This window comes from Clostridium sp. CM74B_53 (genome assembly GCF_036318045.1).
Lineage (GTDB): Bacteria > Bacillota > Clostridia > Lachnospirales > Lachnospiraceae > Pilosibacter.
In genome coordinates this window covers 48,543-75,450 of record NZ_JAWQDE010000001.1, presented here as the reverse complement: position 1 = coordinate 75,450, position 26,908 = coordinate 48,543, and the positions used below count along the sequence as shown (strand labels likewise).

Annotated in this window: 23 protein-coding genes and 1 riboswitch; of the genes, 19 read left to right on the top strand and 4 right to left on the bottom strand. The window is 46.5% G+C overall.

Annotated features, from left to right (window positions below):
• The first annotated feature begins 65 nt into the window (after nt 1–65).
• The 6 genes from V2546_RS00295 to ribH all read left to right on the top strand — a co-directional run bounded on the left by V2546_RS00295 (nt 66) and on the right by ribH (nt 6,161).
• Nucleotides 66–1,154, top strand: a complete 1,089-nt coding sequence (locus V2546_RS00295) for an ABC transporter ATP-binding protein (RefSeq protein WP_118736339.1) — start codon at nt 66–68, stop codon at nt 1,152–1,154.
• Nucleotides 1,151–1,903 (top strand): metallophosphoesterase, encoded by a 753-nt coding sequence (locus V2546_RS00290; protein WP_329751248.1) that lies wholly within the window; start codon nt 1,151–1,153, stop codon nt 1,901–1,903. The genes V2546_RS00295 and V2546_RS00290 overlap by 4 nt, the downstream gene beginning before the upstream one ends.
• Before the next feature lie 45 nt (nt 1,904–1,948).
• Nucleotides 1,949–2,063, top strand: a riboswitch (FMN riboswitch).
• Nucleotides 2,064–2,371: 308 nt separating this feature from the next.
• A complete protein-coding gene (gene ribD, locus V2546_RS00285) occupies nt 2,372–3,481 on the top strand; it encodes a bifunctional diaminohydroxyphosphoribosylaminopyrimidine deaminase/5-amino-6-(5-phosphoribosylamino)uracil reductase RibD (RefSeq protein ID WP_329751247.1) in 1,110 nt (369 codons plus the stop codon).
• Between the two features lie 22 nt (nt 3,482–3,503).
• On the top strand, nt 3,504–4,202 hold the full coding sequence (gene ribE, locus V2546_RS00280; RefSeq protein ID WP_117566801.1) for a riboflavin synthase: 699 nt from the start codon (nt 3,504–3,506) through the stop codon (nt 4,200–4,202).
• 126 nt (nt 4,203–4,328) lie between these two features.
• Complete coding sequence (locus V2546_RS00275) at nt 4,329–5,540, top strand: bifunctional 3,4-dihydroxy-2-butanone-4-phosphate synthase/GTP cyclohydrolase II (protein WP_118297177.1); 1,212 nt, start codon at nt 4,329–4,331, stop codon at nt 5,538–5,540.
• A 156-nt stretch (nt 5,541–5,696) separates the two neighbouring features.
• Nucleotides 5,697–6,161, top strand: a complete 465-nt coding sequence (ribH, locus tag V2546_RS00270; protein WP_486463543.1) for a 6,7-dimethyl-8-ribityllumazine synthase — start codon at nt 5,697–5,699, stop codon at nt 6,159–6,161.
• 127 nt (nt 6,162–6,288) lie between these two features.
• Here the strand turns inward: ribH and V2546_RS00265 are convergent, their stop codons facing one another.
• Both V2546_RS00265 and V2546_RS00260 read right to left on the bottom strand, forming a co-directional pair.
• A complete protein-coding gene (locus tag V2546_RS00265) occupies nt 6,289–6,714 on the bottom strand; it encodes a MarR family transcriptional regulator (RefSeq protein ID WP_329751244.1) in 426 nt (141 codons plus the stop codon).
• Between the two features lie 72 nt (nt 6,715–6,786).
• Nucleotides 6,787–8,118 (bottom strand): MATE family efflux transporter, encoded by a 1,332-nt coding sequence (locus V2546_RS00260; protein ID WP_329751243.1) that lies wholly within the window; start codon nt 8,116–8,118, stop codon nt 6,787–6,789.
• Nucleotides 8,119–8,561: 443 nt separating this feature from the next.
• Here V2546_RS00260 and V2546_RS00255 point away from each other — a divergent pair, with 443 nt between their 5' ends.
• The 7 genes from V2546_RS00255 to V2546_RS00225 all read left to right on the top strand — a co-directional run bounded on the left by V2546_RS00255 (nt 8,562) and on the right by V2546_RS00225 (nt 16,313).
• Nucleotides 8,562–9,218, top strand: a complete 657-nt coding sequence (locus tag V2546_RS00255) for an HD domain-containing protein (protein ID WP_117469133.1) — start codon at nt 8,562–8,564, stop codon at nt 9,216–9,218.
• A gap of 330 nt (nt 9,219–9,548) precedes the next feature.
• The gene (locus V2546_RS00250; protein WP_329751242.1) at nt 9,549–10,094 is read left to right on the top strand and encodes a hypothetical protein; all 546 of its coding nucleotides are present in this window, start codon (nt 9,549–9,551) and stop codon (nt 10,092–10,094) included.
• An 83-nt stretch (nt 10,095–10,177) separates the two neighbouring features.
• Nucleotides 10,178–10,810, top strand: coding sequence for an RNA polymerase sigma factor (locus V2546_RS00245; protein ID WP_243122063.1), 633 nt, complete (start codon nt 10,178–10,180; stop codon nt 10,808–10,810).
• Nucleotides 10,797–11,465 carry a hypothetical protein gene (locus tag V2546_RS00240; RefSeq protein WP_329751241.1) on the top strand — a complete coding sequence of 223 codons (669 nt, stop codon included), beginning with the start codon at nt 10,797–10,799 and terminating at the stop codon, nt 11,463–11,465. Before V2546_RS00245 ends, V2546_RS00240 begins: the two co-directional genes overlap by 14 nt.
• 37 nt (nt 11,466–11,502) lie before the next feature.
• Complete coding sequence (locus V2546_RS00235; RefSeq protein WP_329751240.1) at nt 11,503–13,197, top strand: AAA family ATPase; 1,695 nt, start codon at nt 11,503–11,505, stop codon at nt 13,195–13,197.
• A gap of 371 nt (nt 13,198–13,568) precedes the next feature.
• Nucleotides 13,569–14,657: a mannonate dehydratase gene (uxuA, locus tag V2546_RS00230; protein ID WP_118530912.1), complete on the top strand. Its 1,089-nt coding sequence runs from the start codon at nt 13,569–13,571 to the stop codon at nt 14,655–14,657.
• Between the two features lie 45 nt (nt 14,658–14,702).
• The gene (locus V2546_RS00225) at nt 14,703–16,313 is read left to right on the top strand and encodes a mannitol dehydrogenase family protein (RefSeq protein WP_329751239.1); all 1,611 of its coding nucleotides are present in this window, start codon (nt 14,703–14,705) and stop codon (nt 16,311–16,313) included.
• A gap of 232 nt (nt 16,314–16,545) precedes the next feature.
• Here the strand turns inward: V2546_RS00225 and V2546_RS00220 are convergent, their stop codons facing one another.
• Both V2546_RS00220 and V2546_RS00215 read right to left on the bottom strand, forming a co-directional pair.
• Complete coding sequence (locus V2546_RS00220; RefSeq protein WP_118322039.1) at nt 16,546–17,571, bottom strand: zinc-binding alcohol dehydrogenase family protein; 1,026 nt, start codon at nt 17,569–17,571, stop codon at nt 16,546–16,548.
• 113 nt (nt 17,572–17,684) lie between these two features.
• Nucleotides 17,685–18,710 carry a zinc-binding alcohol dehydrogenase family protein gene (locus V2546_RS00215; protein ID WP_118322040.1) on the bottom strand — a complete coding sequence of 342 codons (1,026 nt, stop codon included), beginning with the start codon at nt 18,708–18,710 and terminating at the stop codon, nt 17,685–17,687.
• A gap of 406 nt (nt 18,711–19,116) precedes the next feature.
• Here V2546_RS00215 and V2546_RS00210 point away from each other — a divergent pair, with 406 nt between their 5' ends.
• From V2546_RS00210 to V2546_RS00185, 6 genes are all read left to right on the top strand, one after another.
• Entirely contained in the window at nt 19,117–19,821 is a 705-nt protein-coding gene (locus tag V2546_RS00210) for a GntR family transcriptional regulator (RefSeq protein WP_118322041.1), read from the top strand.
• Nucleotides 19,822–20,564: 743 nt separating this feature from the next.
• Nucleotides 20,565–21,686 carry a substrate-binding domain-containing protein gene (locus tag V2546_RS00205; RefSeq protein ID WP_329751238.1) on the top strand — a complete coding sequence of 374 codons (1,122 nt, stop codon included), beginning with the start codon at nt 20,565–20,567 and terminating at the stop codon, nt 21,684–21,686.
• Between the two features lie 126 nt (nt 21,687–21,812).
• Nucleotides 21,813–22,511, top strand: coding sequence for a cyclase family protein (locus tag V2546_RS00200; protein ID WP_118530907.1), 699 nt, complete (start codon nt 21,813–21,815; stop codon nt 22,509–22,511).
• Nucleotides 22,512–22,535: 24 nt separating this feature from the next.
• Nucleotides 22,536–24,974, top strand: a complete 2,439-nt coding sequence (locus V2546_RS00195; protein WP_118322044.1) for an ATP-binding cassette domain-containing protein — start codon at nt 22,536–22,538, stop codon at nt 24,972–24,974.
• Entirely contained in the window at nt 24,967–25,902 is a 936-nt protein-coding gene (locus V2546_RS00190; RefSeq protein ID WP_243022271.1) for an ABC transporter permease, read from the top strand. The genes V2546_RS00195 and V2546_RS00190 overlap by 8 nt, the downstream gene beginning before the upstream one ends.
• Nucleotides 25,903–26,226: 324 nt before the next feature.
• A complete protein-coding gene (locus V2546_RS00185) occupies nt 26,227–26,880 on the top strand; it encodes a chloramphenicol acetyltransferase (protein WP_329751237.1) in 654 nt (217 codons plus the stop codon).
• Nucleotides 26,881–26,908 lie beyond the last annotated feature (28 nt).

Here is a 26,908-nt window from a genome sequence, read left to right as displayed (position 1 = left end):
AGGAAATAAAGCAGATACAGTGGGTGACTTTATAGGGTACACGCTAACTGCTTTTGGAGGAAGATATGGAGATTCAGAAACAGGAAGTCATCTTAAAAATAGAAGATCTGACAAAAAGCTTTGGAAAGACGGAAGTGCTTAAGGGAATCAGCATGGAAGTCCATAAAAACGAGATCATCAGCGTATTGGGTCCGTCCGGCTGCGGAAAGTCCACCTTGCTGAACATTATCGCAGGCATGCTGGCTCCCGATGGCGGACGCGTGACCATGAACGGGCAGATGATCTCTGAGGCGGGAAAAGTCCTGCCGCCGGAGAAACGCCATATGAACATGGTGTTTCAGGATTTTGCACTGTGGCCACATATGACAGCGTATGATAACATCGCTTACGGCTTAAAGCGGAGCAAAACCGGAAAAGAGGAGATCGAGGAGCGGGTACAGGAGCTCTTAAAGCTTTTGCATCTGGAGGGACTGGAAAAACGGTATCCGGCGGAGCTTTCCGGCGGTCAGCAGCAGAGAGTCGCGATCGCCCGGGCACTGATCACGAAGCCGGATATTCTCCTGATGGATGAGCCGCTCTGCAATCTGGATGTCCAGCTCCGTGTGGAGATGAGAACCGAAATGGCGTTCTTGTTCCGGAAGCTTGGGACGACCGTCTTTCACGTCACCCATGACCCATCGGAGGCGTTCGCGATGGCGGACCGGATCGTGATCATGAACAAGGGAAATATCGACCAGATCGATTCCCCGAAAAACTGTTACAGGAATCCGGGAACGGAGTCGGTGGCAGCTCTTTTAGGTGCCGGAAACCGGGTACATGGATACGCGAGGGAGGATGGCGGCACGCAGATCGATCTCGGTGGCAGTGTCTGCGGAACACTCGGAAGAAACGGAATCCGCAAAGATGACATGGTGACTGTCCGCTTCCGCGCGGAGAACACGGTGTGGACCGGAAGCGAGCGGCAGGAGAACAGTTTTCCGGTGGCGGTCGAGTATTCCTCCTTCGAGGGGGATTATTACCGCGTTATGGCGAAGATGGGAATGGGAGAACCGCTCTGCTTCTTAAGCCGTAACTATCTGGAAAAAGGCACGGAAGGTTACGTGAATGTGGAAGGGGACCGTCTCTATGTGTACGGCCCGGAGACAGCGGCATGAGCGGGAACCTGTATCTGATGAGTGACATTCATGGATATTTTATTCCCTTTCTGCAAATACTGAAAAAGATCCGGTTTACGGATGCGAATCGGATGGTGATCCTGGGGGATCTTGTGGCGAAAGGACCGGATTCCCTGGGACTTTTGTGCTTTGTGATGGAACATAAGAATATTCTGGCGCTGAGAGGGAATCATGAACAGCGGCTCTTACAGTATTTTGGAACAGACCGCGCGGCCGGGATCCCGGATTCCACGATGCGGCCCTGGGTGGCCGGAGACGGGGCGGGGATCATCAGGCAGATGAATATGCTGTCAGAGACAGGACGCAGGAAGGTTCTGGAGTTTATCAAAACGATGCCGCTCTGGGCAGCCATGGAGATCTGCGGCAGAAAGTATGTGTTGATTCACGGAGCGCCGGATGATGAAATGAAAAAAGAACTTCTGACAGTGCAAAAAGATCCCGGTGGGAAAAGAAAGACAGCGGATTATGATGTCCTCATAAACCGATATGAATCACCAGACGTGGATAACCGGCTTCCAGCGGGAATGACTGCCGTAGTGGGACACACGCCGACATTCAAATATGGAACACAGTACGCGGGAGATATGATCATAAGGGACGATAAGATCTTTCTGGACTGCGGAGCCGGTCAGGGGTATGGATTGGGCTGTCTGGAAATATTGTCTGGCAATGACAAAAATTCCTATCGAAAATACTTTACAAATACAGAGAACGGGAGTATATTGTAAACAACCGCTGATGGAAATGACGGTCAGCGAAAGGACAATTCAATAATAAGTCTTCAGGGCAGGGTTCAAGTCCCTACCGGCGGTAAAGCCCGCGAGCCGAGAGGCATGATCCGGTGAGATTCCGGGGCCGACAGTATAGTCTGGATGAAAGAAGAATTTCAGGTTTGTTTGTGATATGCGGAAGCGATCCGGTGCTCGAAAAAGAGGACAGGATCGAGAGATTCCGGATCACGGAAGATCGGATCAGTAGCTCTGGAATAGGAAACTGTTTCAGGGCTTTTTTGTGTAACAGGAGATTGATCCGGGAAAGCTGTGAATTGCAGAAAAGTTATATTTCCGAATGAAACAACGGACCGAATATGGAAAACCCTGTAGGCATCTGCTTTACAGGGCTTTTTTTAACAGAAAATTCCTATGGAACTTCCTGCTTGCGCCCGTAAGGCAGGTTTGCGGAAAGGAGTGAAAAAGATGACGGACCGGGATTATATGCTGCGGGCCATTGAGCTTGCAAAAGGGGGACTTGGCTGGACAAGTCCGAATCCTCTCGTGGGAGCTGTGATCGTGAAAGACGGAAGGATCATAGGGGAAGGTTATCATGAGCGGTGCGGAAAACTTCACGCGGAGAGAAACGCCATTGCATCGCTCACGGAAAGTGCGGAGGGCGCGACACTCTATGTGACGTTAGAGCCGTGCTGCCATTACGGAAAGACACCGCCCTGCACGGAGGCGATCCTTGAGCAGAAGATCGCAAGAGTTGTGATCGGTTCAAGAGATCCGAATCCCCTGGTAGCAGGAAAAGGAGCGGCGATCCTAAGAGCAGCGGGAGTCCGGGTGGAAGAGGACTTTATGCGTGAGGAATGCGATGCGTTAAATCCGGTATTCTTCCATTACATCACAAAGAAAACGCCTTATGTAGTCATGAAATACGCCATGACGGCGGACGGAAAGATCGCTGCGCGGACCGGTGACTCCAAGTGGATCACAGGAGAGAGCGCAAGGAAAAAGGTGCAGGAGCTGCGCCACCAGTATATGGGGATCATGGCTGGGATCGGCACGGTCCTGGCAGACGATCCGATGTTAAACGTCCGGATCCCCGGGCTGAAGAGTCCGGTGCGGATCATCTGCGACAGCGGACTCAGGATCCCGATGGATTCAAAGATCGTGCAGACGGCAAAGGAGTACCGGACCATCGTAGCGTATGCGGGGGAGTATTCCGGGGAAGGCTGTAAAGAAGCGGAAGAGAAAGCGGAACAGCTTCACGCGGCCGGCGTGGAGACCGTGTCGGTCCCGGACGCAGACGGGCGTGTGGATCTTAGAAAGCTCATGGAATATCTCGGAAAACAGGGCATCGACAGCGTGCTTTTAGAGGGCGGCGGTACCTTAAATGACGCGGCGCTGTCAGCCGGGATCGTAAACGAGATCTGTGCATTTATCGCCCCGAAGATCTTCGGCGGTGCCGGTGCGAAGACTCCGGTTTCCGGGAGCGGTGTGGCGCATCCGGCGGAAGCCGTGATGCTGACGTTGAGACAGATGGAGACGATCGGGGATGATCTGATGCTCAGATATTCGGTAGATTGAAAATGGGAAAGGAAGTAAGGGCATGTTTACAGGGATCGTAGAAGAACTCGGACAGGTGAAGGCACTTTCCCTGCGCGGAAATTCCGGTACGCTGACGGTAAAAGCGAAAAAAGTCTTGGAAGGAACAAAGATCGGTGACAGCATCGCGGTCAATGGTGTCTGCCTTACGGTCACGAATATGAAAAATAATGAGTTTTCCGCCGATGTGATGGCGGAGACGGTGAGGAGAAGTAGCCTCGGAGCACTGCAGGATGGAAGTTATGTAAATCTGGAGCGGGCCATGGCGGCAGACGGCCGGTTTGGCGGTCATATCGTTTCCGGTCACATTGACGGAACCGGTCAGATCGAATCGATGAGACGGGAAGAGAATGCAGTCTGGGTCACGATCGCATGTACAGATAAGATCCTGGATCTGATCGTGGAAAAGGGTTCAATCTGCATCGACGGGATCAGCCTCACGGTGGCGGCGGTGACAAAGCGGAACTTTTCAGTGTCGGTGATCCCACATACCGGCGAGGAGACAACGCTTTTGAAGAAAAAAGCAGGAGATGCGGTCAATCTGGAAAACGACATTGTGGGGAAATACATTCAGAAATTTGTGGATATCGGAAGAAATTCCGGTGCGGACCGGGGAAAAATGCCTGACGATGAAAATGCCGCGGGAAACGCAAAGGGAAACTCGGGGCTTAGCATGGAGTTTCTTCAGAAATATGGATTTTAAAACAGATGCTTTGAAGATATTTAGAAACATCCAGAAAATATGAGATCAGAGCGGTTAAAGTTTCAGCAGTAGGAATCCTGCTGAAAGAAAAACTTTTAATAAAAGGCTCTGGAAAGGCAGGAAAATATGAACGAGCAATACAACACAATCGAAGAAGCGATCGAAGATCTGCGGGCGGGAAAGATCATTCTCGTGACAGATGACCCGGACCGGGAGAATGAGGGAGATATGATCTGCGCGGCAGAGTTCGCGACACAGGCAAATATCAATTTCATGGCAAGCCACGCAAAGGGACTGATCTGTACGCCGATGAGCGCGGCAGTGGCAGAGCGACTGGGACTTCCGCAGATGGTATCCGAGAACACGGATAACCACTGCACGGCATTTACGGTCTCCATTGACCATGTGGACACGACAACAGGAATTTCCGCGGCGGAGCGCTCTTACACGATGATGAAATGCGTGGACCCGGCGACAAAGCCCCAGGATCTCAGAAGACCGGGACACGTATTCCCGCTTGTAGCAAGACGGGGCGGAGTGCTCGTGAGAAACGGCCACACCGAGGCAACTGTGGACCTCATGCGTCTGGCGGGACTTTCCGAGTGCGGCGTGTGCTGTGAGATCATGGAGGAAGACGGAACCATGATGCGGACCACGAATCTGTGGAAGCTGGCGAAGGAGTACGGACTGAAATTTATCACGATCAAGGAACTGCAGGATTACTGCCGTGTCCATGAAAAACATGTGGTGCAGGAAGCCTGCGCGGACATGCCGACCCAGTACGGACACTTTAAGATCTATGGCTATGTGAACGATATTACCGGCGAGCACCATGTTGCTCTTGTGAAAGGTGATATCGGGGACGGCGAGGATGTGCTCTGCCGCGTGCATTCCGAGTGCCTGACCGGAGATGTGTTCGGTTCCATGCGCTGTGACTGCGGAAAACAGCTCCAGACCGCGATGCGCCAGGTGGAGGCGGAAGGCCGTGGCGTTATCCTCTACATGCGTCAGGAAGGCCGCGGCATCGGTCTGATCAACAAACTGAAGACGTATGTGCTTCAGGAGCAGGGCTTTGACACGGTGGAGGCCAATATCAAGCTTGGTTTTGCTCCGGATCTCAGGGAATACTGGATCGGGGCACAGATCTTAAGGGATCTCGGTGTGAAGTCCTTAAGACTTCTCACGAACAATCCGGAGAAGATCTACGGACTTTCCGGCTTCGGACTTGAGATCCATGAGCGCGTGCCGATCGAGATTGATCCGCAGCAGTACGACAGCTTCTATCTGAAGACGAAGCAGGACAAGATGGGACATATCTTTACAAAAATTAAAGTGTGATAGGATGGAACGTCTATTGCTGAAAGTCCTGTACACCGGCGGCATGCATTCCGCATGGATGGAAGTGATGGGCAATTGGAAATAGAGCTTTGCATGTAATTATGAAGACTTCTGAATAGCAGAAAGCATAAGAAAAGGAGAAACATCATGAAAGAGATCAAAGTATTAGAAGGAAAAGTTGTAGCACCGGAAGGCATGAAAGTGGGGATCATTGCATCCCGTTTCAACGAGATCATCGTAAATAAGCTCTTAGGCGGAGCGGTTGACGGACTTGTCCGCCACGGTGTGGAGGAAGAAAATATCACGGCGGCCTGGGTTCCGGGGGCGTTCGAGATTCCGGTTGCGGCATCTGCCATGGCAAAGTCCGGCAAGTACGATGCGATCATCTGCGTCGGCGCTGTGATCCGCGGTGATACCACACACTACGATTATGTGTGCAGTGAGGTCTCCAAGGGAATCGCTCAGGTGGGACTGGCAGAGAAGATGCCGGTACTCTTCGGCGTCCTGACAACCGAGAACATCGAGCAGGCCATCGCCCGTGCCGGAAGCAAAGGCGGAAATAAAGGATATGACTGTGCACTTTCCGCGATCGAGATGGTAAATCTTATGAGACAGTTTTAAATTCAGATGATATAGACATAAAAGATCAGCGCTTCTGAGAATATTTTTCAGAGGCGCTGATTTTTGCGTAATAAGGCTTCCTCGGAAGCTCCTATTACACAAAAGGTACATTCTGTTTTATCACAGCCTATATGGTTTTCGTCTCCTCCGTGAATTTGACCGCGAAATCCCGGTTCAGTTTCATGAAGATCTGCTGCTCCTCGGCAGACCAGCTCTCGAAAATCGCATTTTCAATGGCGATCAGGCGATGGACGGTGTTTTTCATGAGTTCCTCTCCTTTTTCCGTGAGAAAAACGCAGGTGTTCCGCCCTGTTCCGGGTTTCAGGTACAGATAACCGGCCTGTTCCATCCTGCGTACTGCAGAGTTGATCGTGGATTTTGTGGTGCCGGTCTCTTTGTAAAAAATACTTTGATTGCAGCCGGAACCGTGTTCATTGAGGGAGTAGAGAATATCAAGCTCGCTGTCCGTGAGACCGAGCTTTAATGCAGCGTCATGGTAGACACTGTTGACCTGACTGAGCAGGTTGTAAAATTCTTTAAATGCAGAGTACATGGCAGATCTCCTGAAAATATAAGTGTATGGGGGCAGTGCAGGGCTTTGCATCCGCCTGCACGGGCTATCAGTCTATGTGTATCCGTACTTCTTTGCCTTCCGGATCAGGAAGAAGAGCGACAGGCATACCGCCATAAATTCCGCCGCGATGATGGAATACCAGATTCCGGAGACACCGAGGAAAAACGGCAGGATGATAACGGCCCCTGTTTCAAAGATCATGGTACGGCAGAAGGAGATCACAGCGGAGACGAACCCGTCGTTAAGTGCCGTAAAGAAGGAAGATGCGTAGATGCTGAAGCCCATGAACAGGAAAGAGATCGAGTATGAGCGGAATGCATGGACCGTCATGTCTAAGAGGTTCGTGTTATAGCGGACGAAAATTCCCGCAAGAAACGGGGCACCCGCTTCTGCCGCGATCGTCAGGATGATCTGGAAGGTCAGGATCAGCAGGAAGCTTTTTCCGAGCAGATTCTTTAACTCGCTCTTATTTCCTGCACCGCAGTGATAGCCCACGATCGGGGCACTTCCCATAGAGTAGCCGATAAAGAGCGCTGCAAAGATAAAGCTCACGTACATGATGACGCCGTATACGGCAACACCATCGGAACCGGAAAGGCGCATGAGCTGCCAGTTGTAGAGCATGTTCACGATGGACATGGAGATGTTCGTCATAAACTCGGAAGCACCGTTTGTACAGGCCTTCAACAGGGCACTAAAGTCCATATGGGTCTTTCCGAGACGGAGTCGGCTCCTGTTTGGAAAGATAAAGTAGAGCAGGGGGATCAGTCCGCCGATGGACTGACTGATCGCCGTTGCGGCGGCAGCTCCCACAACGCCGAGACGCAGAACAGCGATAAAATAAGCGTCGAGGATCATATTTGTAAGTCCTGACGCGATGGTGATCAGGAGTCCGAACTGCGGGCGTTCCGCTACAACGAGAAAGCTCTGGAATACATTCTGCAGCATGAAGGGAATCAGAGCCAGCAGGATGATCCGGCCGTAACGGACGCAGTAGGGGAGAAGGATCTCATCAGCACCTAAGAGTCTTGCCATCGGGGCTAAAAGGATCTCACCGCCTACCGTAAAGAGGAAGCCCACCGCGATCAGAACGTAGACGAGGAGGGAAAAGATCTCCTTTGCCTTTTTTTCATTCCCGGTTCCGAAGGTCAGAGCCACCAGGGCACTGCCGCCGCTGCCGGTCATAAAGCCGATGGCACCGAGGATCATCAGAAACGGCATAATGATATTAATGGAGGCGAAGGCCTCGGAACCCACAAAGTTCGAGACGAAAACACCGTCCACAACTCCGTAGATGGATGTGAGAATCATCATGACGATAGACGGAAACGTGAACCGCAGGAGTTTTTTGTAGGTAAAGTGGTCGGAAAGTGAAATATTCATCGTGCGCCCTTTCAGTTTTTTTACTGTGTCTGCCCGCGGGGGGAAAATCGTGTCTTTTCTATCGGACAGTTTTACAGTTATGAATGTACGAAATCGTACGTAGAATCATAGTACTATTACATACATATGTCAAGAAAAACTTTGCATCCTGTCTCACGGTATGAACTTCGCATCCAGCCTCACAGATATGAACTTTGCAACCTGTCCCACGGAAGAACTTCGCATCCAGTCTCACAGATATGAACTTTGCGTCCTGCCTCACGGAGGTTCGCCTCGAATTAAGATGGAAATCTCACAGAATGAGTTTTTACACAGATTTTACATTCTTTTACCGGAGCGTGATTGTTCGTTCCTTTTTTCTGCTATATGATATAGAAGTGAAAATGAGAGAAAAAAGAAAGAGCAGTCACGAGCTGGGTCGACTGCGGCAGAGGAAAAAGAATATGACATATAAGGAAATCAAGAAAAACGAGGAAGTTTTAGCTTACCTGAAAAAAGGAAACGACAATCTGGGGACTATGGGATTTACAGATCATTCGGACGCGCACTGCGCGATGGTTGCGGAGCGGGCAGCAATGATCTTAAAGAAATTCGGTTACTCAGATCACGATATCGAGCTGGTGAAGATCGCCGGTTTCATGCATGATATGGGAAATGCGATCAACCGGCATGCCCATGCGGAGTATGGTGCCCTTCTGGCATCCCAGATCCTGGAAAAGACGGATCTTCCGATCACAGACCGCGCGATCATCGTCTCCGCGATCGGAAACCATGATGAGTCAACGGGCGGAGCTGTAGATCCGATCTCCGCGGCGCTTATCATCGCCGACAAGACGGATGTACGCAGAAACCGCGTCCGCCAGAAGGAGATGGCATCATTTGATATCCACGACCGCGTAAACTATGCGGTTACAGAGGCAAAATTAAAGGTAAATGAGGAAAAGAAAGTGATCACCCTGAACTTAAAGATCGACGAAAACATCTGCTCCATGCTGGAGTACTTCGAGATCTTCTTACAGCGCATGCTCATGTGCCGCCGTGCGTGTGAAATGCTCGGAGCGAAATTCAAGATGACGGCGAACGGAAGCAAGATCGTATAAAATAAAATATGGAATATGCATCAGAGACACTCTTGGAACAGACCGTAATCGGCCTGTGCTGAGAGTGTTTTTTTGTAACAGGAAATTCGAGGGAGTTCTCTGATGAAAAAAGCACGAATGTGCCAATGATGTGCATTCATGCGAGGCTGTAGGTTATCACAAGCGACTGCACGAGACACCCGAATGTGCCGGGGCATATTTTTTTCGAGCCTTTTAATTCCGATATTCGAAAAAAATTATTTTATCGCAACATTTTCGTTCGGCTGGTTGTATATAGGGTAGAAAGGCAAAAATGCCGGAATCAAAATGAAGAATAGTGAGGGAATTGATATGTATAAGAAGAATTTAGTGATGTTTGCAACAGTAGTTATGATGGCGGCTTTCGTGAGCGCCTGCGGAAATGGAAAACAGGAAATAAAGGAGACTGCAGTAATCGAGACAATGAAAGACTCACAGGAGGCATCTGAAAATGCTCAGATTGCGAATCCATGGATCGAGGTAAAAACGATGGAGGAGGCGAAAAATATGGCTGGTTTTGACTTAAAACTTCCGGAAATTCCGGCAGAATACGGAAAGAAGATGATCCAGGTGCTGGACTCTGCTGATGCTCTGACGATCGAAGTGATCATCTGGAATAATGAGGATAAGGAAATACGAATCCGGAAAGCACCGGGAACCGGGGATATCAGCGGAGATTACACTGCTTATGCGCAGGAGCAGAAAGTTCAGGCGGAAAATCGTGAACTGACCTTAAAGGGAGAGGAAGATAAGGTATTCCTTGCCATCTGGACGGAGGATGGTTATACTTATTCTATGTATGTAGAAGCCGGAATTTCAGCGGATGAGATGACTGGAATGGCGGGACAGGTCTGCTGAGAATGGATATCGGAGCGGACTGCTCGGACTACGGATAGAGCTTCATATGACAGGATACTGATAAAACAGGGAGAAAAACGGGAATGGGAATATGGACAGCATGGGAGCTGCCGGGATTTCGCCTGCTCCGGTGGCTGCAAGCCCTTATCTGGGCCTTTATGCCGGGGGTAAAGGACGAAAACCGGCAGAATATGGTCGAAAAAGAAGAATGGGAAGCGCGGATGCGTCAGGCGGAGACGAACGGCCGGGCGGAAATGATTCTGACCAGGTTTGGAGACAGCATCCTGCGCTATGCTTATACATATCTTCATAATATGAGCGATGCAGAGGAAGTCCTTCAGGACACGTTGGTGCAGTTTTTAAAGACAGCACCGGAATTTGAAAGTGAGAATCATGAAAAAGCCTGGCTTCTGCGAGTCGCTGCGAACTTGAGCAAAAACAGGATCAGGTATAATAAACTTCGGGAGACGGATGAACTGAATGATGAGCTTGTCGCGGAAGAGCGTGAGGATCTGTCCTTTGTGTGGGAGGCGGTAAAGAGTCTGCCGGTAAAATACCGGGAGGTGATTCATCTGTTTTACCATGAAGGTTATCAGACGGCACAGATCGCAAAGGTTCTTGGAAGAAATGAATCGACAGTCCGTTCTGATCTTCGCCGGGGCAGGGAGAAGCTTAAGGAAGTTCTGAAGGGAGAGTACGATTTTGAAGAAATATGATGAGATCATGAACAAAATCGAGGTAGACGAGGCGATGCGCAAACGGATCCTCAGCTATGTGGAGAACTTGAATCTGGAAACGGAAAAGGCGGCAAAAAGCAGAGAAGAGTCAAAGATCCGCCAGTTCCGCAGACGAACGGTGAGAAATATAACAGCCGCGGCGGCCTGCATTGCGATCCTTCTGGTATGCACCTTCGCCTGGCCGAAGCTTACGGGACCGGGAGAACTGGAAACGAAAGAAAGCGTAAGTATCGCGAACGGCATGGTGGAAGTAAAGTCTATCGATGAGCTTTCCGCGGCAGTAGGTTTCCCGGTAAACGAAGTGGAGGGACTCCCGTTTTCTGTTGAAAAAGAGGTATACATCTCCTACTGGGGAGAGATGGCGCAGATCGAGTATACCGGAGAAGGCGAGACAGCCGTATTCCGAAAGGGCACGGGAACGGATGATGTCTCCGGAGATTATAATGTGTATTCCAGCGTAAAAGAAATTATGGTTGGAGCGAATCCTGTGACATTGAAAGGCGAGAATGATGTTTTCACGCTGGCTGTCTGGACAGATGGGAATTACTCGTACTCTTTGGATATTTCCAAAGGATTAAGTGAAGATGAATGGAGTGAAATGATTCAACTTGCATGTGTAAATGCCAGATGGTAAAATGAAGAAAACAGCACAGGGAAAGGAGGAGACACATATGACAGAGCTTTTGAAACTTCCGGTAGGAATCGAAAATTTCGAAGAAATAAGAAGAGATAATTTCTATTATGTAGATAAAACAAAATTGATCGAGCAGCTTTTGAGCCAGTGGGGAAAGGCTAACCTATTTACACGCCCGCGGCGTTTCGGAAAGTCACTGAATATGAGTATGCTCCGCAGCTTCTTTGAAATTGGGGCGGACCCTGAACTTTTCCGGGGATTGTATATTTCGCAGAAGTCAGCACTATGTGAAAAATATATGGGTCAGTTTCCTGTGCTCTCCATTAGCCTGAAAGGTGTAAATGCCAGTGATTTTTCAGGTGCCTGCAGCAGCCTTGTAAAAATCATGAATGCAGAGACGAGGCGGGCATTTATTTCCCTGGATAGCCAGAAACTCAGTGATGTCGACAAAAAGCTGTTTGAAGAATTAATGGACCGCGGTATGACGCAGGATACACTTGTATACAGCTTAAAGGAACTTTCGGAATTGCTCGAACGAAGCTATGGCAGAAAAGTTATTGTCCTTATTGATGAGTATGATGTTCCGCTGGCAAAGGCAAATGAGAATGGATATTATGACGAGATGGCATTGCTGATTCGGAACTTATTTGAGAATGTTCTGAAAACAAATGATAGTTTGAAATTTGCGGTCCTGACCGGGTGTCTGCGTGTAGCCAAGGAAAGTATATTTACAGGACTTAATAATTTTAAAATATTTCCAATCACGAAAGTTGCATTTGATGAATATTTCGGTTTTACAGACGATGAAGTGAGAGATATGCTTCACTATTACGAATTGGATTCGGATTATGAAACAGTAAAGAACTGGTATGATGGATACCGATTCGGAAAAGCGGATGTTTATTGTCCGTGGGATGTGATCAATTATTGCAGTGACCATATTGAAGATCCATATCTTCCGCCTCAGAATTATTGGCTGAACACAAGCGGAAATGAAATGATCTACCACTTTATTGATGGACTGGAAGATCAGACGGGAGTAACGAAAGAAGAACTGGAACTTCTTGTCAATGGTGGTTCGGTTCAAAAAAATATTAATCAGGAACTTACCTATAAGGAATTGTATTCATCTATGGACAATCTCTGGAGCACTTTGTTTATGACAGGGTATTTAACGCAGAGAGGGGAACCGGTTGGAAACCGATATGATCTGGCAATTCCCAATCAGGAGATTCGCAACATCATCACAGAACATATTTTGCAAATGTTCCAGAAAAATGTAAAGAACGATGGAACGATGGCCGATTCATTCTGCAGCGCATTGGAAGCGGGAAATGCTGAACAGGTCGAAACTTTATTCACGGAATATATGAGGCAGACGATCAGTATCAGGGACACGTTTGCACAGTGTTCACGAAAAGAAAACTTTTATCAGGGAATCCTGCTTGGAATTCTGAGTTATAAGAGTGATTGGATCGTCAGATCCAACCGGGAGTCAGGGGACGGATTCAGTGATATTACGATCCGGATCTCAAATTCTGGCTCGGGAATTGTTATTGAAGTAAAATATGCGGAAGCAGGCCATGAGGAGGAAATGGTTCAAAAAGCGTTAAGGCAGATACAGGATAAAGACTATGGATATGAATTTCGTCAGGAAGGTATAAGAAGAATCTTGTACTATGGAATTGCATGCAACAAAAAAGTGTGCAGAGCAGAGGTACTGGAAGTATAGAAATTGTGAAGCCCCATCATATGAAATTTACACCGATTGACCGAACCACCTGGGAGAGGAACTCCCCTTATGATATCCCCTGAAACAGATTTTATGGATCTGTTCCGGGGGATTGTTTTTAATGTCATAGGATTAAAAAAGCAACAAATATATTAGTTACGAGCAAAACGGAAAAAAATTTGGGATAAAACAGGAAAAAAAGCAAGATATATTTATGCAAATCGTATAAAAGCATAGAAATATATTAGTAAAAATGCGAGAATATGCTTGTTATAAGCGCGTATCAGTTGACACATATTGGAAAATATCGTATATTGAATATATTAGTAGACCGATGTGAGGAAAGGGCAGCACCCTAAGGAGGAAAAACTATGAAAATGACATTCCGCTGGTACGGCGAAGACAGTGATCCGATCAAATTAAAACAGATCCGTCAGATCCCGGGGATGACCGGGTTGATGGGCTTACTTGATTATAAGGCAGCAGGCGAGGTATGGACAGAAGAGGAAATTAAAGCATATATGGAGCATGTCCATGCATCCGGTCTTGAGTGTGAAGTCATCGAGAGCGTAAACGTTCACGAGGATATCAAGATGGGACTTCCGACAAGAGACAAATATATCGAGAATTATATCACCACGATCCGTAACCTCGCAAAATACGGCGTAAAGGTAATCATTTACAACTTCATGCCGGTATTTGACTGGTTAAGAACAGATCTTGCAAGAGAGATCCCGGAGGATGGCTCCAACAGCCTGTACTTTGACGAAAAGGATCTTGGAGAGATGACTCCGCTTGATATTGTAAAGAAAACAGCAGGAGACAGCAATGGCTTCTCCCTTCCGGGCTGGGAGCCGGAGCGCCTTGCAGAGCTTGAAAAGACATTAAAACAGTATGAGAATATCACAGCAGATGATCTTCGCAGAAACTATAAGTATTTCCTTGATGCGATCATTCCGGTATGTGAAGAGGTTGGTGTCAAGATGGCATGTCATCCGGATGATCCGGCCTGGCCGATCTTCGGTCTTCCGAGAATCGCTCACAGCCAGGAGGATTTCGATAAGATCTGCGCTCTGCATGATTCACCGGCAAACGGACTCTGCCTTTGCACTGGTTCACTTGGATCCAATCCGGACAACAATATCCCGGAGATCATCCGTCACTTTGGTGAGATGAACAGAATCAATGCAATGCATGTCCGCAATGTAAAATTCCTCGGATACCACAAATTCCGTGAGGCATCCCACCTTTCCTCTGACGGATCTCTGGATCTTTACGAGATTATGAAGGCAATCTACGATACATGTCCGGATACATATATCCGTCCGGATCACGGCAGAATGATCTGGGATGAGATCGGCAGACCGGGATATGGTTTGTATGACCGTGCGCTCGGTGCAACTTATCTGAACGGACTCTGGGAAGCGATCGACAAAAATGCCAAAGCTTCTGAGAAATAATCTGTAATCATAAACTGTTATACGAAAAAAGAAAGCGTGGCAAATATGAAACTGACATTAAATGGAATCAAAGAGACAGCTGCCTGGGAAGCAGCAGGAATCAAGCTTCCGTCCTATTCGATCGAACAGGTGGCAGAGGAAACAAAAAAAGCACCGGTATGGGTTCATTTCGGTGCAGGAAATATTTTTCGTATCTTTATCGGCGGGCTTGCTGACCGTCTGATCGCACAGGGAGAAATGAAAAAAGGAATCACCTGTGTGGAGACTTTTGATTTTGACGTAGTGGATAAGATTTACAAGCCATATGACAATCTGGTTTTGGCTGTCACTTTAAAGGCAGACGGTTCTACAGATAAGCAGGTGATCGGTTCCCTTGCGGAAGCGATCAAGGCACAGTCAAATGTTCCGGAGGAGTGGAACCGCCTGAAAGAGATCTTTACAGATCCTGGTCTCCAGATGATCTCCTTCACGATCACAGAAAAAGGTTACGCTTTGAAAAATGCTGAGGGAAATTACTTCCCATTTGTTCAGGCAGATATCGACAATGGTCCGGAGAAGCCGGGCGCTGCGATGGCAGTTGTGTGTGCGCTGCTGTTTGAGCGTTTCAAGGCAGGAAAGCATCCGTTGGCAGTCGTATCCATGGACAACTGTTCCCATAATGGAGAAAAGCTCCAGAATTCCATTCTCACAATGGCGAAGGAATGGGAAAAGAAGGGCTTTGTAGGCGCAGACTTTGTTGCATACCTTTCTGATGAAAAGCAGATCTCCTTCCCGTGGAGCATGATCGATAAGATCACTCCGCGTCCGGCAGATTCTGTATGCAAGGAGCTGGAGAAAGCCGGTGTTGAAGATATTGCTCCGGTCATCACATCCAAGAAAACCTATATCGCTCCGTTTGTTAACGCCGAGGGGCCGCAGTACCTTGTTATTGAGGATAAATTCCCGAATGGACGTCCGGCGCTGGAAAAAGCCGGTGTCTATATGACAGACCGCGATACAGTAAACAAGGTGGAGCGCATGAAGGTTACAACCTGCCTGAATCCGTTACATACAGCACTTGCCGTTTACGGCTGTGTCCTTGGATATACACTGATCGCAGATGAGATGAAGGATCAGGAATTAAACAAACTGGTTCATGAGATCGGTCCGGTAGAAGGAATGCCGGTCGTTACAGATCCGGGAATTCTGTCTCCGAAGGACTTTGTTGATGAGGTGATCAATGTCCGGATCCCGAATCCGTTCATGCCGGATACCCCTCAGCGTATCGCAACCGATACATCCCAGAAGGTCGGAATCCGTTATGGAGAGACGATCAAGTCTTATGTTGCAAAATACGGAGATGCAAAAAAGCTGACAGCAATTCCACTTGCGATCGCAGGCTGGTGCCGTTATCTTCTCGGTGTACAGGATGACGGGGAAGCTTTCGAACGTTCCTCCGATCCGATGCTTGCGGAGCTTACAGAGGTAATGAAGGGAATCGAGCTTGGAAAGCCGGAAACCTACCATGGACAGTTAAAGAGCATTCTTTCCAATGAGAATATTTTCGGAATCGATCTTTACAAGGCCGGAATCGGTGAGAAGATCGAGGAGATGTTCTTAGAAGAGATTGCAGGACCTGGAGCAGTAAGAACAGTTTTAAAGAAATATATGGCTTAAACAGAGAACAGAAAAGGTATCCGCCGCAGGGTGGATACCTTTTTGCATTAGGAAATTCGTACGAAGACATCGATTGTCGTGAGCGGCCGCACGAGGCGCGAGAATGTGCCAAGGCGCATTCCTTATACAAAAATACCTTTGACAGCCGGGAACTGATGTGACAGACACAACAGCTCTTAAACTGTCAAAGGTATTTTTATCTCAGTCGGGCCTCATAGACATTCGACTTGAATTACGGCTCGTTAACCTGAACAACGACCTTCATATAATTACCCGGATTCTTTTCGATATCAATGATGGTTGCCGGCGCTTCATCAATGGAGATGACCTTTGTCAGGATCTTCTTGATATCAACTCTTCCACTGTGGATGAGTTCGATCGCTTCCTCAAACTCACCGGCACTTGTACGTGCACCGCGGATATCCACTTCCTTTTTCGTGATCAGATCGGTCGGGAGCGGAGTTTCTGTTTTCGGCCATCCGGTCAGGGTGATCCTTCCGGCATTACTTACAAGATCAAGGGTGGAGCGGATCGCTGCATTTGCACCGCTGCATTCCATAACCTGCTGTGCCATAACACCGTTTGTGATCTCACTGATTCGTTTTACCGTGTCTTCTGTTTTGGAATTGATCACATATTCGATGCCAAGCTCCTTTGCAAACTGCAGACGTTCGTCGACAAGATCGAGTAAGATCGCGTGAGCGCCGTATGCCTGTGCGATCATTCCGGCAAGAAGACCGATCGGGCCGGCACCGATGATCGCGCAGTACTCGCCTGCCTTTAAACCGCCGCGGTGAATGCCGTGAAGGGAGATTGTAAGCGGCTCTGCCATTGCAGCCTCTTCCCAGCTCATATCATCCGGCATTTTTACGAGCATGTCTGCCGGGTGACAGAAGTATTCTGCCATGCCGCCGTCAACATGGACACCGAGTACATGAAGATCGGTACAGCAGTTTGTACGTCCGATGCTGCATGGATAGCAGTGGCCACAGTACAAATACGGATCTGCGATGACTTTGTCGCCGATCTTCAGTCCTTTTGGATTGTCCTCCGGAATGGATTCGATGATTCCGGCTAACTCATGTCCAATAATCCTCGGATAGGAAACGAGGTTGTTAGTTCCGCGGAATGCACCGATATCGGATCCGCAGATTCCGGCTGTGATGATCCTGATCAAAGCCTCACCGGCCTTTGGCGTTGGTTTTTCAATGTCTGCGAGTACAACGTTCTTTGGCTCGTTGATTCTTACTGCTTTCATAGTGAACCTCCCGAATAATATGCTTTAAGAGAGAAACAAGGGCGGATGTGACTGAAAAATCTCAGGGGGATACATCCGCCTTTTGCTACCGGCAATATTATGAAAAAGAATGATTAAAGGTTATCAAAGGTAAATACGATCTTTCGGATGGATGGATCGCGGGAATCAACAAAATCGAATGCTTCCTGTGCTTTTGTAAGCGGGAAGGTGTGGGAAATAGAGTTTGACAGGTCGAGAGTTCCGGCATTGATCATCTCGATCGCTTTTCCGAACATCTTATTCTGAAGTCTGGAACCGCGAACATCCAGCTCTTTTGATGTAATCGCGAACTGGTTGACCTCTGTTGGTGCAGTGGAGAAGCCCATGGTCATGACTCTTCCGGCATTGCCGGTCGCCTGAAGAAGATTGATCAGGGAATCCTTTGTGCATGCAGAGTCGATGGAAACAGTTGCACCATGACCAAAGGTGTATTCCTTTACCTTCTCAACAAGATCTTCTTTTAATACGTTGATCGTATATTTTGCTCCGTTTTTCTTTGCAGCCTCAAGCTTCTCATCCATGATATCAGCCACGATGATGTGGTCGCAGAGCTGACGGGCTACCTTTAAAATCGTGCTTCCGAGAGCGCCGGCGCCGAAGATCAGAAGCATATCGTCCTTTTCGAGCTGTGCTCTTGTACAGGACTGGATCGCGATCGTTGTCGGCTCGATCATAACAGCATCCTGATCGGAAAGAGAATCCGGAAGAAGGTAGCAGTCAGATTCCGGAACAGCAATATATTCACGATATCCGCCGTCGATATGAACACCGCGGACCTTCAGATTGTCGCAGACATTTCCGCGGCCAATCTTGCACGGATAGCAGTGACCGCAGCTTGTTACCTGATTGACGATCACGCGGTCGCCGACCTTTAAATTCTTTACGTTACTTCCAACCTCGTCAACACGTCCGACCATTTCGTGGCCGATGATGCGTGGGTAGGTTGCGGCAGCATTTGTTCCATGATAGATTCCGACATCAGATCCGCAGATACCGGCTGCGGTCATTTTGATCATAACATTGTTTTTTTCATCGATCGACGGCTTTTCTACGTCGATGACCTGAAGGTTGTTAGGACTTACGATTTGTACTGCTTTCATATCTTGTTCCTCCATGTTTTTATGATGATATTTTAGTGTCCTTTTTTGATTCCGGAGAGCTTCGCAAGAAAATGGCTTGACACATTTGATTATGAACACATAATATATTAGTTATACAGGGATTATTATACTATACAAACAGGATAATATCAATATATTTGGGTAAAAATGACGAATGAAGAGCTGAAAAGTGAAGAAAAGCCAATAGAGCAGACGAAATGACGATGAAATAAACATATTAGATTGGAAAAATAGGAAAAGAAACCAAGATAAATAAGCGATAAAACGTGTGATTATAGTAAAAAACATAGTATATTAGTTGCAATAAAAAAACAAAAAGCTATATTGGCAAAATGACGGTTTTCTGTTATAAATAAAAGCAGGGAAAGGAAATGGAGGTATTTATATGCCATTTGAAATATTCAGTGAACGGAAAAACGGAGAGACAAACAGTAAATATGCATACCGTCTTCTGAGGGAAAGCATTATGAGCTTTAAGCTTCTTCCGGGAGAGGCTCTGGATGAGACGGTGATCAGTGAACAGTTCGGAACAAGCAGAACTCCGGTTCGTGAGGCTTTGATCCTGTTGAAAAATGAAAAGCTTGTGGACATTCTTCCACAAAAAGGAAGCAAGGTCAGCTTTATCGATCTGAATTTAGTCAGACAGGGATATTTTACGAGACGTGTGATCGAAACAGCGATCTTTAAGGAAACCGCCGGAACACTTTCGCCAGAGCAGCTAAGAAACATGAAGACCAATCTGCAGCTTCAGGAGCAGGAGATCAACCGTGAGACAACCATGAGCGATTATTTCTTTGATCTGGACAATGAGATGCACTGTATGTTGTATGAGTTCAGCCATAAAATGGATGTATGGTACTGTGTCCATAATATCGGGTCGCATTATGACCGTGTTCGATATCTGGATACAAGGGAGAATGATATCAACCGGGAGCAGATCTTAGAGGAGCATAACCGGATGTATTATTACATGATGATGGGGATCCCAAATGATGTCAATGTAGAAGATTTTATGACCGGACATCTGGGACGATTCCGGAGAGATCTCCAGAAAAAGATCGAACTGTATCCGGAATATTTTACGGAGTAGGAGATCGCAGACAGATCATATGAATCACTAAGCCTGGTATACGGCAGTAATGCTGTTATATCAGGCTTTTTTGAACAAATTTAACGAAAACTTTGCACAATAAATATATTAGAAGCTTTAACAAAAGAAAAATATTGTGTTTTATTGAGACGTATAGGCTGTTGGACCGCTTGAATGGGCAACGAAATGAGAAAGTGGACGGGAAAAAAAACAAAATACATTATACAAAATAGACAAAAGACAGATTTAAAACCATCTACATAAGAAAAAATAATATGCAATATATACAAAACAGAAGATGCGTATGAAAATATGCACAAAAAATAGAAAGAATTTATGGAAAAATTGTGAATAGATATTATTGGGATGATATGGCAATATATTAGTATCTTAACAGGGGGATATAAGTAACCAGATCTATTTTACTTATGAAGCAATCCTGCCGGAAACGATATCGGGGTGTAGCTGTTTACTTTGGCCTTTGTAATAAATGGATAAAAAACGAAAAATATATTCGATTCATACAAAAAACAGACGTTCTGTATAAATCACACAAAAAAATCAATATTTTACGATGAATCATTGACACTTGATACATTACCATGTATAATCTGTTGTATACAAGAGGATATACAAGACGAAAAAAAGGTAATTATGTACAAATGGGGATTTGGATGTAATGTGCAGGGGAAAAAGTTTTCCTTGAGGAAAACAACAATAAATTTTTAAATGGAGGAAAAATTATGAAACTGAAAAAAGTAGTAGCACTCGTAGCGGTCGGCGCTGTAGCAACAAATCTCGTTGCATGTAGCAGTTCTTCCGGTGGATCCGCAACCACCGCAGCAGCAGAGACAACCGCAGCCGCAGCAGAAACAAAGGCGGCAGAAACAACCGCAGCTGCAGCAAAAGACGGAGAAGCAAAAGGAATCAAGGTTGGCTTTACAAACAGCTACAACGGAAACAGTTACCGTCAGACAGAAGAAAAACAGATGCAGATCGTTGCGGATAAGCTGAAGGCAGATGGATATATCAGTGAGTATACAGTTGCTGAGGCAAATCAGGATACAGCGACCCAGATCGCCCAGATCGAGGATTTTATCACTCAGGGATATGACATTATCATTGTTGATCCGGCTTCCACAAGCTCTTTAAACAATGCGATCATGGAAGCGTGTGATGCCGGCATTCCGGTTATCACTGTCAATGATGGTCCGGTTGATTGTGAAGCTGATCTGTTATACCAGATGTACTTTGAGAATGAAGAGATGACAAAGGCTCTTACCGAGTATGTATGTGAGCAGATGGGTGGCTCCGGCAACCTGATCGAGCTTCGTGGTACAGCAGGTACAACGACAGATGATCAGTTCCATCAGGGTGTTTTAGCAGCTCTTGAAAAATATCCGGATGTAAAGATCGTTTCCGAGATCTATACAGACTGGACAGCATCGAAAGCACAGACAGAGTTAAACAGTGTTCTTCCGACACTCTCTGATGTGAAGGGTCTTGTAACACAGGGCGGAGATGCTTACGCTGCAGTACAGGCATTCCTTTCCGCTGGATATTCCGCAGATACTCTTCCGGTTATCGCAGGTGATAACAGAGGAAGCTTCCTTAACTGGTGGGCAAATGAAGCTCCGGAAGGTTACAAGACATTATCCGCAGCAAGTAACCCGTGGATCGGTGCAATGTCTCTTTACGTAGCAGTTGATATCTGCAATGGTGAGAAGGTAGTTAACAATATGAGTATTCCGTTTGGCATGGTTGATGCAGATACACTTTCTCAGTATACAGGTTTAGGCGATGATGATGTTGCCTTTACAGAAATGTCATGGGATGATATCAGAGCTCAGATCGAGACTCAGTAGTGATTAGCTGAAAAGCTTTACGAACGAGAATATCAGATCGAACATGATGCAGGAGGGGGATACAGCAAGTTTCTGCTGTTTCCCCCTTTTTCTATCAGGATTCTTTTGTGGAAATGAGGAAGAAATATGAAGACACTTGAAAAATTGCTGGATTTAGTTGGTACTTGTGAAGTGATCGATATGACACACCCGTTGGAAGAAGAGATTCCACATTGGCCAACACAACCGGGAGTAAAATTTCACACCGGTATGAATTATGTTGAAGATGGTTCTTATTGGAGAGGCGTTACGCTTTGTGAGCATTCCGGTACACATATTGATGCGCTTTCTCATTTCTTTAAGGATTCGGAAAATGTGGACGAAATCCCGCTGAAACGCCTGATCGGAAGAGGCGTGAATATCGATGTGACTCATACACTTGCAAGAGGTGTAACGACAGTAGAAGATGTAAAAAGGTTCGAGAACGAACACGGAGAGCTTAAAGAAGGAGATATCGTATGTTTCCGCTTTGGATGGGACAAAAAGTGGAAAGCCGGGGAAGAGGGAAAAGCATTTATGGAGGACTGGCCCGGAATTTCAAAGGAGACAGCGGAATATCTGCTTTCGAAAAAAGTAAGTGCAGCAGCAACAGATGCATCCGCACTGGATGCGATCGGAACTACAAATCCGGCGCATAAGGTTCTTCTGGGAAACGGGATTTATATTATTGAAAATGTGGACAAGCTCGACATACTTCCGCCCTTTTTTGGCGTGATTGGTCTTCCGTGTCGGCTTAAAAAGGGATCAGGTTCGACTTTGCGTTTGATCGCATTGATCGACAAGTAAAAATATAGAAAGGAAGTGATTCGCTTGAAGCATAAAGAGGGACAAAAGCCATACTTAAGCTTGAAAGGCATTGACCGTTTTTTTGGAATCACCAAGGCACTTCAGAAGGTTGATCTGGATATCTATGAAGGCGAGGTTATTGGACTTGTAGGACCTAACGGAGCCGGAAAATCCACAATGATGAAAATTCTGACAGGCGTGCTTCCAAAAACTGCAGGTCAAATTATTTATAATGGAGTTCCGGAAGAAAACTACAATGCAAAAATTGCAAAACAGATTGGTGTTAGCTGTGCATACCAGGATCTGTCACTTTGTACCAACCTTAGTATTTTCGAAAATTTTGCGATGCTGAATGTCAGCCACAGTATTGCACCAAGCAAAAACTGGAGAAATAAGACAAAGACAGAGGTGGAAAAGCTCCTTGAAAAATATTTTCCGGGAAGCAATATTGATGTTACAAAACCGATCGAGACATTGAGCCTTACGGATCGTCAGGTCGTTGAGATTTGCAAAACCCTGATGGCAGATCACTTAAAGATTCTGATCCTGGATGAACCGACAAGTGCATTATCCTCCGATAAAGCGGAACAGCTGCATAAGATCGTGGCAGAACTCAGTGAAAAAGGCGTTGCAGTGATCTATATTTCCCATAAGCTGGATGAGATCCGTAAAGTATCGGACCGTATCGTGATGCTCACAAATGGTCAGAATCGCGGAGAATTCTATTCAGATGAAATCACGCAGGAAGAATTGATCATGCACATGGGCGGAGCATCAGAGAAGAAGGAACGGGTGGCTCGTGATTTCTCTGAAAACGAGGACATGTTAACGATCACGGATCTGAAGGCGAAGGGCTTGAACGGTGTCAGCCTTAATTTGAAACGTGGAGAGATCATTGGCATTTCCGGTCTTGCCGGTTCCGGGCAACAGGAACTTTTACAGCAGATCTACGGAGCGAGAAAGAAACAGAAAGAGGGAATCGAATTAAACGGTTCGATTGCCTATGTTTCCGGAGATCGTGCGACAGAAGGAGTATTTCAGTTCTGGAATATTAAGAATAACATTCTGGTGGCCAACCTTGACCGTGTGAAAGGAAAACTGCTGATCGATTCAGGAAAAGCAAACGCTTCGGCTCAGGAGTGGTATGACAAATTGAAGTTCCGTGCGGAAGGAATCGAGAGCAACATCATGTCACTTTCCGGCGGCAATCAGCAGAAGGCTTTGATCGCGCGTGGTATTGCATCTGAGGCAGACATCATTATCTTAAACGATCCGACGGCAGGTGTTGATATAGGAACGAAGCAGGATATTTATAAATTGCTGGATGATACAAGAGAAATGGGAAAATCCATCATCCTGTATTCGACGGAAGATCTGGAGATGGAGATCTGTGACCGTGTATATGTAATGCGTGACGGATATGTTACAAAAGAATTGATCGGTGATGAGATCGATGTGCCGAATATCGTAAAGGCAGCTTTTATTGAGACAGAAAAGAAAGAGGTAAAGGAAAAAAAGAAAAGTGCGTTTGCACAGTATTTGTCTGCACCGTGGATGCTTCCACTTATCACATTGATTCTTATTTTTGCGGCGAATGTCTGCATCAATCCGAAATTAATGACCTATGCCGGTATGAGAATGAAGATCAGTTCTGCATTGCCGCTGATCTTTGCAGCTCTTGGTCAGATGTTCATTGTCATGTGCGGTGATGTAGATATGGGAAATGGATATTCGATCGGACTTGTAAATGTGATCGTTGGTATCTGGCTGACCGGAAACCCTCTGGTTGGATTCCTTGGGCTTGTAATATTTGTAGGACTTTACATGGCTCTTGCAGCTTTGATCAAGATCCGTCAGATCCCTGCAATCGTTGTTACGATGGGAGCACAATTTGTATGGTATGGACTTGCCCTTATCATCTGCCCGACACCCGGAGGAAAATGTCCGCAATGGCTTTCTGATTTTCTCAGAATTAAGACACCGGTCATTCCACTTCCAATTATCATTGCCGTGGTCACCGGATTGGCATGCTGGTATCTTCTTTACCGATGCAGATATGGTATTGTTCTTAGGGGCGCAGGAAACAATGTCCAGGCATTGGAACGTTCCGGATGGAGCTACCTTCTTGCAAAAGTGGTTGCGTATGGAATTGCAGGTTTCTTTGTAGTTCTTGCCGGTATGGCATATACAAATACATGTAACGGTGCGGATGCAAACAGCTCTGTAAACTATAACATGATGTCGATCGCAACAGTTATTCTTGGCGGCTGCGATATGGCCGGAGGACTTCCGGTTCCGGTGGGAGTCGTTATGGCAGCGATCGTTATGAATCTGATCAATTCGCTTTTAACTGCCATGAAGATGAATTCGAATTATCAGACTGCTATCATCGGACTTATCCTGATAGGAGTTCTTGCCTTAAAGTTCCTGATTCATAGAGGGGAGCGTGATCATCGTGAATAATAAGATGAAAAAAGCATTAGAAAGTCCGGTGATCTGGCCGGTTGCCGGTTGTATTATCCTGTATATCCTAATCTGCATCGTATCCGGCAGCGTGAATGCCCGTGTTATTACTTCTGGTTTAAAATTGTGTGTATTTGCCATGCTTCTCGGTGTTGCGCAGATGATCGTTGTAACGAGTGGAAAAGGCGCGATCGATATTTCCCAGAAATATATTTTGACATTGGCAGCGTATGTTTCCTGTGAACTGATGCAGCACAATATTCTTCTTGGACTGGTGGCAGCAATTGTGGTCGGCATGATCTGCGGCTTGATCAACGCAAGCGTCAATGTTTATTTGAATATTCACGCAATGATTACGACGATGGCTACAGGATATCTGTATTATACGGTGATCCTGCTTGTATCCAACAAGTTTGCAAATTCTCCGAACAGTACGTTTGTGAAGTTTACGAATGCAAACATCTGTGGGATCAATACCATGACGGCTATAGCGATCCTGATTGCGGTCATTCTTTTCTTTGTACTGTACAGGACAAAATATGGTATGAACCTTCATGCAGTTGGTCAGAAACGTGAGGCAGCAAGACTTGCAGGAATCAATGTGAATAAGACGGTAATTATTGCCTTTGTGATCAATGGTGCTCTCTGCGGACTTGCAGGTGCGTTGAATGCTGCATATTGCGGAGGTGCAAATCAGGATCTTGGTACTACATATTTTCTGCCGTCGATCGCAGCCTGCTTTGTGGGAGGTACAAATGCAGCAGGTGGTAAATCCAATATTATTGCCGTATGCATTGGTGCGTTTATGATGACATTGATGTCTACCTTCCTGAATGCCGCAAGCATCAGCGTCGGCGGACAGAGATTGATTCAGGGTATTTTCATTGTATTGCTGCTGGTTGCGGCGACGAAAAAAACTGCAAAATAAGATAATGAAGGATCTGCAGCCGGATAAAATCTGTCTGCGGATCCTTTTTTATCTCAGTCTAGAAGACTGCCGCTTCTTTTAGGTGGTGAGCAATAGGAAATCCCGAAAAATTCCCTGTAAAGCAAAATAAATGTTTCTGTTCATTGCCTTATTGTGGTGGATATGTTATCGTAGATGCAGAAATTAAGATTCATATTTTGTAAATATGAAGGCACTGAATAGTTGCCATATTTTTAAGTAGAGACCGGATATCATTGTGAAAGAACGTGCATATGAGGCTGCATGAATGTGAAATTATGATATCCGTAATAAGGAGTCAGGACCATGACATTTACGCCAGTCGATATGGATAGCTGGGAGAGAAGATCCCATTACGAGTATTATACAAACCTGTTAAAATGCGGCTACAGTGTGACGGTGTCTCTTGATATCACCAAGCTGCACCGTCAGGTAAAGGAAAAAGGATTGAGATTTTATCCGGTGTTTGTGTACTGCGTGTCGAGGCAGATCGCGGCAACGAAGGAATTTCGAATGGGACGGGACAAAGACGGGAATCCGGGATATTATGATGTCCTTCATCCGAACTATACGATCTTTCATGAGGATGACCACACCTTTTCCGATGTGTGGACCGCCTATACGGAAGATTTTTCGGCGTTTTATAAAAATATGTGCAGTGACATGGAGACATACCGGCATGTAAAGGCGGTAAAAGCAAAGCCTGGACAGCCGCAGAACTTTTATTGTATTTCCATGGTACCGTGGCTTGATTTTACCGGATATTCTGCGTATACGGAGAGCGGAACGCCGATGCTGTTCCCGATCATCACCTGCGGAAAATTTACGGAGCGTGATGGACGGTTGACGATGCCGTTCTGTGTGAATATAGCTCACGCAGCGGCAGACGGATATCATACGTCCATGTTTATTAACGAATTACAGAAACGGCTTGATACGATCACATTGAAAGAGCTGTGATCAGATCATTGTCCGGATATGACAGGGA

Bases quoted from the DNA above. Each gene is read 5' to 3' on its own strand.
- V2546_RS00225 (WP_329751239.1), top strand. From the start codon at position 14,703: ATGAAACTGACATTAAATGGAATCAAAGAGACAGCTGCCTGGGAAGCA.
- V2546_RS00215 (WP_118322040.1), bottom strand. From the start codon at position 18,710: ATGAAAGCAGTACAAATCGTAAGTCCTAACAACCTTCAGGTCATCGAC.
- V2546_RS00250 (WP_329751242.1), top strand. From the start codon at position 9,549: ATGTATAAGAAGAATTTAGTGATGTTTGCAACAGTAGTTATGATGGCG.
- V2546_RS00205 (WP_329751238.1), top strand. From the start codon at position 20,565: ATGAAACTGAAAAAAGTAGTAGCACTCGTAGCGGTCGGCGCTGTAGCA.
- V2546_RS00290 (WP_329751248.1), top strand. From the start codon at position 1,151: ATGAGCGGGAACCTGTATCTGATGAGTGACATTCATGGATATTTTATT.
- V2546_RS00275 (WP_118297177.1), top strand. From the start codon at position 4,329: ATGAACGAGCAATACAACACAATCGAAGAAGCGATCGAAGATCTGCGG.
- ribE (WP_117566801.1), top strand. From the start codon at position 3,504: ATGTTTACAGGGATCGTAGAAGAACTCGGACAGGTGAAGGCACTTTCC.
- V2546_RS00210 (WP_118322041.1), top strand. From the start codon at position 19,117: ATGCCATTTGAAATATTCAGTGAACGGAAAAACGGAGAGACAAACAGT.
- V2546_RS00260 (WP_329751243.1), bottom strand. From the start codon at position 8,118: ATGAATATTTCACTTTCCGACCACTTTACCTACAAAAAACTCCTGCGG.
- V2546_RS00265 (WP_329751244.1), bottom strand. From the start codon at position 6,714: ATGTACTCTGCATTTAAAGAATTTTACAACCTGCTCAGTCAGGTCAAC.
- ribD (WP_329751247.1), top strand. From the start codon at position 2,372: ATGACGGACCGGGATTATATGCTGCGGGCCATTGAGCTTGCAAAAGGG.
- V2546_RS00185 (WP_329751237.1), top strand. From the start codon at position 26,227: ATGACATTTACGCCAGTCGATATGGATAGCTGGGAGAGAAGATCCCAT.
- V2546_RS00295 (WP_118736339.1), top strand. From the start codon at position 66: ATGGAGATTCAGAAACAGGAAGTCATCTTAAAAATAGAAGATCTGACA.
- V2546_RS00220 (WP_118322039.1), bottom strand. From the start codon at position 17,571: ATGAAAGCAGTAAGAATCAACGAGCCAAAGAACGTTGTACTCGCAGAC.
- V2546_RS00255 (WP_117469133.1), top strand. From the start codon at position 8,562: ATGACATATAAGGAAATCAAGAAAAACGAGGAAGTTTTAGCTTACCTG.
- V2546_RS00200 (WP_118530907.1), top strand. From the start codon at position 21,813: ATGAAGACACTTGAAAAATTGCTGGATTTAGTTGGTACTTGTGAAGTG.
- uxuA (WP_118530912.1), top strand. From the start codon at position 13,569: ATGAAAATGACATTCCGCTGGTACGGCGAAGACAGTGATCCGATCAAA.
- V2546_RS00235 (WP_329751240.1), top strand. From the start codon at position 11,503: ATGACAGAGCTTTTGAAACTTCCGGTAGGAATCGAAAATTTCGAAGAA.
- V2546_RS00245 (WP_243122063.1), top strand. From the start codon at position 10,178: ATGGGAATATGGACAGCATGGGAGCTGCCGGGATTTCGCCTGCTCCGG.